Genomic DNA, 12,904 nt, shown 5'->3' with positions numbered 1-12,904 from the left:
TTGAATTTTCGCTCTACTTTATTATTAGTCGTCGCATCACTATGTTCATTTAACATACAAGCAGCTGGTGACCGTTGGTTTGATGTTGAAATACTCGTTTTTAAGCGTAATGTTGACGTTCAAAAACTCAGTGAGCAATTAGATCAAAATAATGTTTACATAAAAAAACGAGATCGCCTCGAGGTATTAAAAGCTAAGCAAGCAACAAACTGTTTGGGTGATAATCCGTGTTTACATGAACAGAATCCAGTACAAATTACAGATGAACAAATGGTCAGTGGAGGGCATCGATTACAGCGATTGAGCAGTAATCATCTTCAACTTAAATCACAATTGAATCGACTTAAAAACCATCAATTATTTAAGCCTTTATTACATGTTGCATGGCGTATGCCAGTACAAAGTAAACAAAATGCATTACCTATTCACCTTTTTGCTGGTGAAAACTACGCATTAGATATCTATAAAGAAGAAATCATTGCACAAAAAAGACAAGAAGCGGCAGACGCAGCAAAAGCACAACTTAATAACCCCCAGGAAACAGACCCTCTTCTTATTGCAGCAACGGATAAATTAGATGTACTGGATGAGTTACAAAAAGACAATGCAATTAGGGATTTATATGAGATAGATGGTAATTTCTTACTGTATGTTCAACGTTACTTAGAAATTGAAAGTCAATTAATTGTACGTACCGAAACGCAAAAAGAAGTGTCATCTTCAAAATCTGTATTAGCCAACCCACAATTGGAAACGGATATTTCTGGTACAGCGGATGATGCAGTTCAAGTTGTAGATCAGGCATTGCCTCAACAACGTGTTAAAACAAAAACCGTGGTCACCGAAACTTTATTTGACCAAACAAGACGTTTACGCAGTGGTGAGATCCATTACTTAGATCACCCTCTTTTTGGCATGATTGTACAAATTCGTAAAATTAGATAATCTCAACGTTTATCGACTAAACAAAAAAGGAAGCTAATTAGCTTCCTTTTTTGTGTTCAATTATATCTATTAGTTAGCTGAGAACTTTGATTAGCTGATTAATTAGCTAAAATTTATAAAGTCCTACCTTCCCATAATTGTTTGGCTTTTTGTAATGCTTCATCTTGAGAAGAGTCAGGTTGCATCTGCTTCAAAACCATTGCAATAGTGGTGATCACAGCAGCATCACCATAGGCATCATCAATCTCTTTTTCCCATACTTTTAATAGGTATTCTGCTGATACCTCAGTATGTGCACCGGTGAAATCCTCTAAATACGTAGGCCAATCTTGCTCAATATATTGTGCTTTACCATTGATTTGCGTAACACCACAAGCCAACGTTGAAACACGAGGGTTGACTTCACTTTCTCCGCCTTCACCTTTAAAAGCAATAATACTATGTTCATTATTTAACAGCGCAGCTTGCGCATGTATTTTTTCGTAACTTTTATGAAATACACCATGAATGCTATAGGGAGCATTACTTGGGTTAACACTGCGCGCCACAGTATTAAGAGGAGTACGCAAACCAACTTGCTCTCTTAGCGCTAATAGCTCAATTAATTCAGGGCAATAGGCAGATAAAGGAACATAAACTAAGGCGTCACTTTGCAAAGCCAATTGTGCTTTTTCAGTTGTATCTGCAATAGTAATATTCAAAACAGGGCAAGCGGACTCGACTTGATATTTCACCAAATCAACACTCATATGCCCATGTAATAAAATTTTAACACCATTAGCGGCTAATACTTTTGCCGCTAGCAATAACCAAGGTGGTTGTCTTTTTTTACCAGCAAAACATGGCCAATCCAGATCCACAGATAAACCCTGCCATTCTCTCGGCACTTTATTACGTAATGCGGCAATATATCCTGCAGCTTCTTCGGGTGTTTCACAGCGGACACGTTGTAACATTAACAATACGGCCAATTGTAATAAACTTGCCCTACCTTCTAAATAATCAGTCAATGCTTGTTGTGCTTCATCCATCGTCAATGAACGACGGCCTTTTTCACCACGACCGGTTAATTTTATATATTCGCTAAACATTATGATCCTTATTAATCTATGGCCGTTTTACCAAGACTATATTTAAAAAATGACTAACATAATTAAAAATTCTCTATTCAGGATAAGCAAAACACTAGCTGCACTTTATAGTAAGTAATATAACTTTATGAATTTAAATATAGGAGTGCTTTCATTATCTAGAATTGAGGTTAAATATATCGATGTAATTGCGATACCAAACAATCAACAACGGCAATGGGGTTAGATAACATTAACTTGTCTCGTCCGTGTACGCCGTAACTCACACCTAAACTTTTAACACCCGCATTAGCTGCCATGTCTAAATCGTAACTAGAGTCACCTATCATTAACGCCTGTGAAGGGCTGAAATCCAATTCTTTTAATAATGAATGAATCATTGATGGATCCGGTTTTGAGTTCGATTCGTCGGCACATATGGTTGCAGAGAATAGATGTTCAGTATTTGTTTTTTGCATCATGCCGTTAAGGCCATTACGCCCCTTACCCGTTGCAACCGCAAGAACATAACCCTGTACTTTCAGATGAGTTAATAACTCTGCGATTCCGTCGTAAAAAGGGGTCTCGATATGATGCATTGTATTATATTGCTCACGATAAGCCTCAACCAGTGAAGCTTGCTGTGATAATAATAACGAGGGAAACAACTGCTGCATTGCTTTTAATAAACTTAAACCAATAATATTCTTAACTGCCTGTTCTGTAGGCACAACTTGTTGTTGATTTTTTGCTGCTTGCTGCATACACAGCACAATTTTATCGATGGAATCCATTAAGGTCCCATCCCAGTCAAAAATAATTAATGGATGTTTCATATTAGCTTCGCTGTAATTTACCTAATAATTCTTCTAAACGCGGGCAAAGAGGTGCACTCACCGTCATTCTTTTCTCTAGCACAGGATGGAAAAAAGTAATATGCGCAGCGTGTAGAAATAATCGGTTTAAACCTAATGACTTCATATTACTATCAAAAGTTTTATCGCCATAACGTTCATCACAGGCAATATTATGTCCTTTACATGCCGCATGAACACGTATTTGATGCGTTCGTCCGGTAACAGGACTCGCTTCAACTAAGGTTGCGCCTTCATAACGCTGAACAATTTTAAAATGTGTTTCTGAAGCTTTCCCTAATGGGCTCACTTTAACCACAGAATCTTGAGGTATTTTTAATAACGGCTCACGGACTAAGCGGTCTTTTATATTCCACTGCCCTTTTACTAAAGCAAAATATTGCTTTTTCATGGTTTTTTGACGAAGTTGTTCATGTAACGCACGTAATACACTGCGTTTTTTAGCAATTAATAAACAACCTGACGTGGCTTTATCAAGGCGATGTACCAACTCTAAGAATCGGGCTTCGGGACGTAAGGCGCGTAACCCTTCAATTGCACCAAAATCTAGACCACTGCCACCATGAACCGCAAGTCCAGAAGGTTTATTAAGAATGATTAAACCATCATCTTCATACACAATCTCTGACTCTAAATTTTTGATGCTGTTGAGTTTAGGGGACGGTAATGCATTTTCCGGATCCACTTTTACTGGCGGGATACGAACACTATCGCCTACCTGTAGTTTGTAATCGGGTTTGATGCGTTTTTTATTAACACGAACTTCTCCCTTGCGTACAATTCTATAGATCATGCTTTTAGGCACGCCCTTAAGGTGTAAGCGAAGAAAGTTATCGATACGTTGTTGTGCATTTTCTTGAGCGATGTCAATAATGCGTACTGAGTGATTTATCTGTTCCATTCGTTAAGTTTATCACGCCTAATCACATAATATGTAAAAACTTTGTTGCTTGTAAGTAGATATAAATGCGACAATAACAAAGTTAATGCCTCGTGATTTTATGATTTTAAAAGCGCTAGTAGGCATAGCATTTACGAAAGCAAATCAAATGATTAGAATGTAACGCTGCAGTGTTAAATTATTTTTGATTTAACACTTTTTTGTATCCGCTTTGTAACGCACCTCAGAATACTTCCAGTCGAGAGATTGTATAACCAGACATGAGGTCAAGCATGCAAAAACAGTTAGTACATATAAAAATAACGAAAAAAATAAAACAAGAGTTCACAAATGAAAAGAATGTTAATCAACGCAACTCAAGCAGAAGAGTTACGTGTCGCCCTCGTTGATGGGCAAAAACTGTACGACCTTGATATCGAAAGTCCAGGTCACGAACAAAAGAAAGCAAACATTTATAAAGGTAAAATAACACGTGTTGAAGCAAGTTTAGAAGCAGCATTTGTAGACTACGGCGCTGAACGCCATGGTTTCTTACCACTTAAAGAAATTGCTCGAAACTACTTTCCAGAAGGATATTCATTCAAAGGCCGCCCTAACATCAAAGATGTTATTAAAGAAGGCCAAGAAGTAATTATTCAAATCGAAAAAGAAGAACGTGGTAATAAAGGTGCAGCACTAACTACCTTTATTAGTTTAGCAGGTAGCTATTTAGTCCTAATGCCAAATAACCCAAGAGCTGGCGGAATTTCACGTCGCATTGAAGGTGATGAGCGTACTGAATTAAAAGCAGCATTATCTGACCTTAAATTACCAAATGGTATGGGTTTGATTGTACGTACCGCAGGCGTTGGTAAATCAGCTGAAGAATTAGAATGGGATTTAAACGTTCTGGTTAATCACTGGCAAGCTATTGATCAAGCTTCTAAAACCAAAGCAGCTCCTTTTTTAATCCATCGTGAAAGTAACGTTATTGTTCGTTCAATTCGTGATTATCTTCGCCGTGATATTGGTGAGATTGTGATTGACCATGCTAAGACTTTTGAATTAGCCAAAAATCATATCGAAATGATCCGCCCTGATTACGTTAATCGCCTTAAACTATACCAAGGTGAAATCCCACTCTTTACACATTACCAAGTTGAAAGCCAAATTGAATCAGCTTTCCAACGTGAAGTACGTTTACCTTCTGGTGGCTCCATTGTTATTGACCCAACTGAAGCACTAACGTCTATCGATATCAACTCTGCGCGTGCAACACGTGGTGGCGATATTGAAGAAACAGCATTTAATACCAACTTAGAAGCTGCTGAAGAGATCGCTCGCCAATTACGTTTACGTGACCTTGGTGGTTTAGTAGTTATCGATTTCATTGATATGACACCAGCTCGTCATCAACGTGAAGTTGAAAACAGAATGCGTGAATCTGTACGTCAAGATAGAGCGCGTATTCAATTAGGCCGAATTTCTCGTTTTGGTCTAATGGAAATGTCTCGTCAACGTATTCGCCCTTCTTTAGGTGAATCAGCATCTCGTGTTTGTCCGCGCTGTCATGGCCAAGGCACAATTCGTGATAATGACTCTTTATCTCTTGCAATCCTACGTTTGATTGAAGAAGAGGGTCTAAAAGAAAACACTGCTCAAATTCAAGCGCGTGTACCGGTTGCCGTCGCTGCTTATTTGTTAAATGAAAAACGAAAATCAGTTGCTAAAATCGAAAATCGTCATAATTGTGAAGTTTACATCATACCAGACGCAAATCTGCTTACTCCTCATTTTGAAGTGAAGCGTACGCGTAAAGATGGTAAAGAAGACATCAATTACGATGCACTTGAAAAACAACACACAGTTTATATTCCTAATATCGCTCAAATAGAAAGTAATGAGATCGAGGAACCTTTATTAACAGGTTTTAGTGCGCCAAATAAAGAAACAGCTGCTGTTGAAACAAAAGCCGCACCACAAGCTGTAGTTGCTCCAACGACTTCTTTATTCACTAAGATAGTGCAATCTATTGCAAAATTCTTTAGTGATGATTCAAAAAAAGAACCAGAAGTAAAAGCAGAAACTTCTCCTAAACCAGAAGAGAAAAAAGAGCAACCTAGTAATACGCGTAACCCACGTAATACTAAAAGCAATCAAAGCCGTAACCGCAATCCTCGTAACGACCGCACTGATCGTAACGATAAAACAACGGACAACAGTACTGATCGCCGCACTAATCGTAAGTCTCCAGATCGCAAAGCAACACAACAGACTAAAAAATACGAGAACGAAGCAAAACCGGCTCAAGATAATAACGACAAAGGTAATAACCAAGAAGTTATCGTCGCACGTCGTAAACGTCGTAACATGCGTAAGAAAGTTCGTGTTCAACAGCCTGAAAATGCAGTCGAAACTAGCAAGGTAGAAAGTGCAGATATTGCTGATGTAAAAGTTGAAGCAAATAATCAACCAGCAGTAGAAACGAAAAAACCGAAAGCTAAGGTTAAAAAATCTCCTGAAGAGACTAAGCAAACTCCAGAAACAGAAACACCTGCTGCTAATGATGCTAAAGACCTAAAAGAGAACGAAACATCTGAGCAAGCGAATCAAGAAGCACATACTCCTGTTGCGATCCCTAGCCGTCGTTCACGTTACTTACGTAACAATGGACAACGTAATAATAAACGTAACCAAGATAATGTAGATGAAGTAGCAGTAACTAGCCGTTACCCTGAATCAGACGATCAAGCAATTGAAGAAAATTCAGTACAAGCCACTGTACCTGTTGCCGAAAATGTTAATAACATTGCGGATAAGCAAGCGCCTCAACAGGAAGCTGAACAACTACAAAAAAGTGTTCAACAAGTGCCTGTAACGGCAGCTGAAAAGATCTTACCGGTTACAAAAAAACCTGCAGCCGTTAAATCAGAAGCCGCTGAGCAGTTAGCAACAACGAACAGCGAACAACCTGTTACAGAAGAAACTAATGCAGTTGACACTGTAGAAGTTGAAGCTGCAAATGTTGAAGAGCCTAAGGCAGAGGAAACTAAGGTTGACGAAACTAAAGCTGAGCAAGCTGAAGCAGTTAAGGTTGAAGAAACTGAAGCCGAGCAAGCTGAAGCAGTTAAGGTTGAAGAAACTGAAATTGAGGTAACTGAAGTTAAGGCAGAAGAAGTTGAAACTGCGCCTGTTGTGGAAACAGTTGCTCAGGTTGTTAGTAATCAATCAACCTCAAGTTCTCACGGCACAGTCAGCAACGCTAAGGGTAAATCAACCTCAGCAATGGTTAAAACAATTTCAGAGCCTTTAGATTTAACTAAAGAGATTCAAATTGTAGCTGCAACTGAACGTCAAGCAATTGTGAAAGCTTCACAACAAGCTGGTAGTTCATTTGCAAGTAACCGTGCTAGTAGCGAAATGGTAAAAACGTCTTTATAGTTTAGTAGTTATTACCTATCAATAAGAACGGATATTTCGATGAGATATCCGTTTTTTTTTACTGAAATTGTCACTTCAAAAGTTTAGTATTAATAAACTTTATCAATTATTAATTAGCGCAGTTTAAAAAATACAACTGGCTAGTCTTTTTATTATTCAAGGTAACGATATGAGCGAAACTATACATAAAAAATTGTTAATTTTAGGATCTGGCCCTGCAGGTTACACGGCCGCAGTTTATGCCGCACGTGCAAACCTTAACCCAGTTATGATAACGGGTATGCAACAAGGTGGACAATTAACAACAACAACTGAAGTAGAAAACTGGCCTGGCGGCGCAGCGGATATGACAGGTCCTGGTCTTATGGAAAGCATGAAAGAACATGCTTTACGTTTTGATACGGAAATTATTTTTGACCATATCAACGAAGTTGAATTAACTAAACGTCCTTTCACATTAAAAGGCGATACAGGTACTTACACTTGTGATGCGTTGATCATTGCAACGGGTGCTTCTGCTCGTTATTTAGGTTTAGATTCTGAAGAAGCATTTAAAGGTCGTGGTGTTTCTGCTTGTGCAACCTGTGATGGTTTCTTTTACCGTAACCAAAAAGTGGCGGTTGTTGGCGGTGGTAATACGGCTGTTGAAGAAGCATTATACTTGTCAAATATTGCTTCTGAAGTACATTTAATACATCGCCGTACTGGTTTCCGTTCTGAGAAAATTCTTTTAGATCGATTAAATGAAAAAGTTAAAAACGGTAATATCATCTTACATACTGACCGTACTTTAGATGAAGTATTAGGTGATGATATGGGCGTAACAGGATTACGTTTAAAAGATACATTATCTGACAAAACCGAAGAACTTGCAGTAATGGGTGTGTTTATTGCCATTGGTCATAAGCCAAACACAGATATGTTTGCAGGCCAATTAGACATGAATCATGGTTACTTAAAAGTACACACAGGTAGCGAAGGTAATGCTACTCAAACTTCTATCGAAGGTGTTTTTGCCGCCGGTGATGTGTCTGACCATATTTACCGTCAAGCGATCACTTCTGCAGGAACAGGTTGTATGGCTGCACTAGATGCAGAAAAATACCTAGATAACCTGTAATAATATTTACAAAAATTCGTATAAAAAAGACTGCATTTGCAGTCTTTTTTATTTCTAAAACATAAACTTAAACATTAATTAACAATATTTACGCAGTCTAAGAGTGAAATTCATTACAAGCGAACAACGTATTTTCAATTAATGTTGCTACTGTCATCGGCCCAACACCACCAGGTACTGGTGATATCCATGCCGCTCTTTCTTTAGCGACATCAAACTCTACATCACCGGTTATTTTACCATTTTCTAATCGATTAATACCTACATCTAATACAATTGCACCTTCTCTAACCCATTCACCGGGAATAAAGTTGGCTTGTCCACGTGCAACCACTAAAACTTCAGCTTGACGAACATGGTATTCGAGGTCTCTAGTAAAACGATGGCAGGTTGTAGTGGTACATCCCGCTAATAATAACTCTAACGTCATCGGACGACCTACTATGTTTGAGGCACCAACAACTACGGCGTGCATACCACGAATATCAACACCAATCGCTTCAATCATAGAGATCATGCCACGTGGAGTACAAGATCTTAATAGGGGAATACGTTGTGCTAAACGGCCGACATTATAAGGATGAAAACCATCCACATCCTTGTTAGGCGCAATACGCTCTATTACTGATGTTTCATCTAACCCGTCTGGCAATGGAAATTGCACTAAAATACCATCAATGGTCTTATCGTCATTCAACTCGTCTATTAATGCTAATAATGTCTCTTGAGAAGTTGATTCTGGTAAATCATAAGCTTTCGAAGTAAACCCTACTTTTTCACAGGTACGGCGCTTACTTTGTACATATATTTGTGAAGCAGGATCGCCCCCTACCAATACAACGGCAAGTCCAGGTACGCGTAATCCTTTTTCTTTCCGTGCATTTACGCCCGCAGTTACTTTATCGGTAATCGCAGCGGCAATCGCTTTTCCATCTATGATTTGTGCAGACATCAAACATTACTCTTTTTAGTTAAAAAAATTCCACGCTATTGTCGCAAAAGTCACTTAAGATGTCACATCAAAGATACAAAATTTAGTAACTTAGGGTTAGGGTTTTAAGGTAATATCCTGACTTTAAATCAAAATTAGTTGGTTTTTTAGTTAACGTATTTAGTTACTTGAAAAATAGGCTGATATTAATATAAGTATTCAATAGTATGTTGCTCAAGAGTTATGTGAATAACAACACCTCACTTTACATTATTGAGTATTGAAACCATGAGAAGTCATCTATGCAAAACCCTTTAACGTTGATGGTTAGACGCTTAATTTCTGACTCGAATGCCCACTCTGGGTTTAGAGTCGTGATTGCAATGACCTGTACTTTTATCCCTGCCATATTTGACCTCGATATTGGATTCTTTGAACAATCGAATTTAGCTATTTCACTGTCACTATGTTTAGGCGTATTGGCATCAGCCATTGTAGAGGTAGATGAGAATACTAAAGATAGACAAAAGTTTATTGCAACCGTCATCGCCTGCTTTTTTATCGCCGCATCCAGTGTCGAAGTGCTACTACCCTACCCGTTGTTTTTTGCCATTGGTTTAGGCACCTCTTCCTTTGCATTTATGATGTTGGCAAGTTTAGGTATGCATTATAGCAAAATTGGCTTTGGTGCCATTTTAATTGCTATCTACACCATGATAGGACATCGAGATAATGTTGCTTGGTTTGAACAACCATTGTTATTAGCCATCGGTGTATTGTGGTACGGATTATTTGCTATTTTTTGGTCTCATTTTAGCCCTAACCGCACTATTCGAGAGCAACTGGCACAGCTATTTTATGCAATCAGTCGTTATCAGCATCAAAAATCAGACCTCTTTGATGCTCAGAAAGGTAATTCGCGAAAAGCCATCACTGAAACACGACAAAAATTAGCTCAGCTTAATATCAGCATCATGGTGCGATTAGAATCATCACGAGATATGATCCGTGGCCAATACCAAGCTAATAACCACCAGCGTGAATTAAGTTTATTAAACCAATACTATTTAGTCGCAGAGCAAATACATGAACGTATTAGCGCTAGCCAATACTTATATAGTCAACTAGAACATACCTTTGGCCGTAGTCAAATTCTCGAAGGCTTCCATCAACTGTTTTTACAACTCAGTGATGATTGTCATATGCTCGGTGCTAGCATCAATGACAAAAAGCAATATCAACACTCAAGGCGTCTGAAGTGGACCATTCATGCCCTTTCAGACCAACTTTATTTGTTAAAGCAAAAACTGCAATTATTTGATAATAACCAAGAGGCAATGCAAGCGCTGCAAGCTATTTACGACAACCTCGATGGCATAGATTGCTTACTTGTATCTTTGGGGGATATGCATGAACTTAATAAATCAGGACATAGCTATCCGATTATCGTTGATAATGAGCAACAACCTAAAAACTCATTCTGGAAAAGCATTCACAATGCTTATCTTCAAAAAACTGGCGTATATAAGCATGCGGTACGGATTAGTTTATCCCTGGTGTTTGCCTATTTAATTCAAGTGCAATTCGAACTTCATAACGGCTTCTGGATTTTATCGACGGTGCTGTTTGTTTGCCAGCCTAGTTTTAGTGAGACACGTAAACGTTTAGTTTTAAGAAGTTTTGGCACGCTACTCGGTATTTTAATGTGCTTTCCGGCGTTCATCCTGATCGAAAATAACCCAGTACAAATTGTATTAATGATTTTGTCCGCCTTTTTATTCATTAACTACGTCAGAACAAACTATGGTTTAGCGGTTATTTTTATCACCTTATTTGTCATGTTCTTAACTAACTTACTGGCTCCTTCCGGAGTCGATGTGTTGTATGAGCGCATCTATGAAACCATCATAGGTTGTGTATTAAGTGCAATAGCGATCAGTGTTATTTATCCTGATTGGCAGTTCAAACGTTTTCCTGCGATGGTCAATGGCTTACTGCTTAATAGCAGTCGTTATTTCAAGCAAATATCTCAACAGTACCAGTTTGGGCGTAGCGAAAGTATGATTTTTAGACAAACCCGCTTTGCTTCATTTAAAGCTGATGCAGGTTTAACCACGGCTTGGCAAAGCATGCTGTTTGAGCCAAGTTCCAAACAGCACCTTAAACAAGAGATGTATGGGTTAGTAAACCGTTGTGATGCACTTAACTGCTATATGGCAGCACTGTCTTCACATCGCCATAAAATAGAGACCAATGAAGATTTAGTAATATTACAGCGTCTTTTTGATAGTACAGCAGAACAAATTTTATATACGTACCGCCCAGAGTTAAAACAGACGGCTATTGATAAAATTGAGATTGAGTCTTTTGAGTCCTATAAACAAGGCTTGTCAGATGAATCCAAATTAATCGTTGAACAATTACGTTTAATTGCTTTTACCGCCATGGATATTCAGGTACTGCTGCAACAAATTGAAAGTAAAGTGTCAGATTAATATTTTTTGAATAGGCAACTGAATATTTTTGATATAGAATTTTGCACCCATTATGCGTTCACTAGTTAGAGGAATTAAACTTGATATTTAACGGTCAAGAAATAGCAACAGATGCGCAGGGTTACCTACTTGATGCGAAGGGGTGGGATGTATCTCTAGCGGCTGCTATCGCAGAATTAGAAAATATCACCATGAGCGACGAGCATTGGCAAGTTATCTATTTTGTACGCGATTTTTATGAGCAGTTTAATACCTCTCCGGCCATACGCGCATTAGTAAAGGCGATGCAAAACAAGTACGGAGCAGAGAAAATAAATAGCCGTTATTTATACCGATTATTCCCAGACGGCCCAGCGAAACAAGCGACTAAAATTGCCGGTTTACCTAAACCAGCACGATGTATATAAGCACTACATAAAGGAAATATAATATGCCTAAGGCAAGTGATATCAAAAAAAATACAGCTGTTGAATTTAACAACAGTGTTTACATTATCAAAGACATTGAACGTTCAGTACCTCAGGGGCGTGCAGGTGGTAGTTTATACCGCATGCGTATGTACGATGTAGTATCTGGCGCAAAAACCGACGAAACGTTTAAAGACAGCGATATGTTAACACTGGCTGACTTAATTCGTCGTAATGTTATGTTTTCATACCTTGATGGTGATGAGTTAGTATTCATGGATAGTGAAGACTACACACCATACAACTTAAACAAAGAAAGCATCGCTGATGAAGTTTTGTTTATTGATGAAAATACACAGGGTCTACAAGTGGTTATAGTTGATGGCGCACCGGTAGGTGTTGAATTACCTGCCAGTGTTGATTTAACTATCGTAGAAACAGACCCATCAATCAAAGGCGGTTCTGCGACGGCACGTACTAAACCAGCTATTTTATCTACTGGTTTAACCGTACAAGTACCTGAACATATCTCTACTGGTGATAAAATACGTGTGAACACTGCCGAGAAGAAATTTATGGGGCGTGCATAATTTTAATGCAGGTTCTGGTTTTAATGAAAGATTTAGGCTAAATGTAGATCTAAGTTAAATGTAGGCTTAAGTTAATGTACAGACTGTAAATTAAATCAACTCAGATAACCTACCTGTTAAGAAGCCGGTTTTTAAACCGGCTTCTCTTTA

10 protein-coding genes are annotated in these 12,904 nt (G+C 38.4%); 6 read left to right on the top strand and 4 right to left on the bottom strand.

Annotated elements, in window-relative coordinates; all coding sequences use genetic code 11:
- On the top strand, positions 1-945 hold the full coding sequence (locus MT391_RS04240) for a CsiV family protein (protein WP_499497018.1): 945 nt from the start codon (positions 1-3) through the stop codon (positions 943-945).
- A 113-nt stretch (positions 946-1,058) separates the two neighbouring features.
- Here the strand turns inward: MT391_RS04240 and MT391_RS04235 are convergent, their stop codons facing one another.
- The 3 genes from MT391_RS04235 to rluC form a co-directional block, all read right to left on the bottom strand.
- On the bottom strand, positions 1,059-2,036 hold the full coding sequence (locus MT391_RS04235) for a glycosyl transferase family protein (RefSeq protein ID WP_499497017.1): 978 nt from the start codon (positions 2,034-2,036) through the stop codon (positions 1,059-1,061).
- A 170-nt stretch (positions 2,037-2,206) separates the two neighbouring features.
- A complete protein-coding gene (locus MT391_RS04230) occupies positions 2,207-2,851 on the bottom strand; it encodes an HAD-IA family hydrolase (RefSeq protein WP_499497016.1) in 645 nt (214 codons plus the stop codon).
- A gap of 1 nt (position 2,852) precedes the next feature.
- The gene (rluC, locus tag MT391_RS04225; protein WP_166370155.1) at positions 2,853-3,791 is read right to left on the bottom strand and encodes a 23S rRNA pseudouridine(955/2504/2580) synthase RluC; all 939 of its coding nucleotides are present in this window, start codon (positions 3,789-3,791) and stop codon (positions 2,853-2,855) included.
- 330 nt (positions 3,792-4,121) lie between these two features.
- Here rluC and rne point away from each other — a divergent pair, with 330 nt between their 5' ends.
- Both rne and trxB read left to right on the top strand, forming a co-directional pair.
- On the top strand, positions 4,122-7,211 hold the full coding sequence (gene rne / locus MT391_RS04220; RefSeq protein WP_499497015.1) for a ribonuclease E: 3,090 nt from the start codon (positions 4,122-4,124) through the stop codon (positions 7,209-7,211).
- A gap of 169 nt (positions 7,212-7,380) precedes the next feature.
- Complete coding sequence (gene trxB, locus MT391_RS04215) at positions 7,381-8,331, top strand: thioredoxin-disulfide reductase (RefSeq protein ID WP_166370159.1); 951 nt, start codon at positions 7,381-7,383, stop codon at positions 8,329-8,331.
- A gap of 97 nt (positions 8,332-8,428) precedes the next feature.
- Here trxB and folD read toward each other — a convergent pair whose 3' ends face one another.
- Positions 8,429-9,283, bottom strand: a complete 855-nt coding sequence (gene folD / locus MT391_RS04210) for a bifunctional methylenetetrahydrofolate dehydrogenase/methenyltetrahydrofolate cyclohydrolase FolD (protein ID WP_166370161.1) — start codon at positions 9,281-9,283, stop codon at positions 8,429-8,431.
- Positions 9,284-9,564: 281 nt separating this feature from the next.
- Here folD and MT391_RS04205 point away from each other — a divergent pair, with 281 nt between their 5' ends.
- From MT391_RS04205 to efpL, 3 genes are all read left to right on the top strand, one after another.
- Entirely contained in the window at positions 9,565-11,757 is a 2,193-nt protein-coding gene (locus MT391_RS04205; RefSeq protein WP_499497014.1) for an FUSC family membrane protein, read from the top strand.
- An 80-nt stretch (positions 11,758-11,837) separates the two neighbouring features.
- Positions 11,838-12,164, top strand: a complete 327-nt coding sequence (locus MT391_RS04200) for a TusE/DsrC/DsvC family sulfur relay protein (protein ID WP_499440509.1) — start codon at positions 11,838-11,840, stop codon at positions 12,162-12,164.
- A 23-nt stretch (positions 12,165-12,187) separates the two neighbouring features.
- Positions 12,188-12,754: an elongation factor P-like protein EfpL gene (gene efpL, locus MT391_RS04195; protein ID WP_499497013.1), complete on the top strand. Its 567-nt coding sequence runs from the start codon at positions 12,188-12,190 to the stop codon at positions 12,752-12,754.
- Positions 12,755-12,904: the final 150 nt, after the last annotated feature.

The organism is Vibrio sp. 1-Bac 57, from assembly GCF_037546855.1.
In the GTDB taxonomy this organism is placed as follows: Bacteria; Pseudomonadota; Gammaproteobacteria; order Enterobacterales; family Psychromonadaceae; genus Psychromonas.
Note: the sequence above shows the minus strand (reverse complement) of the source record. Positions and strands in the feature narration are given on the sequence as shown.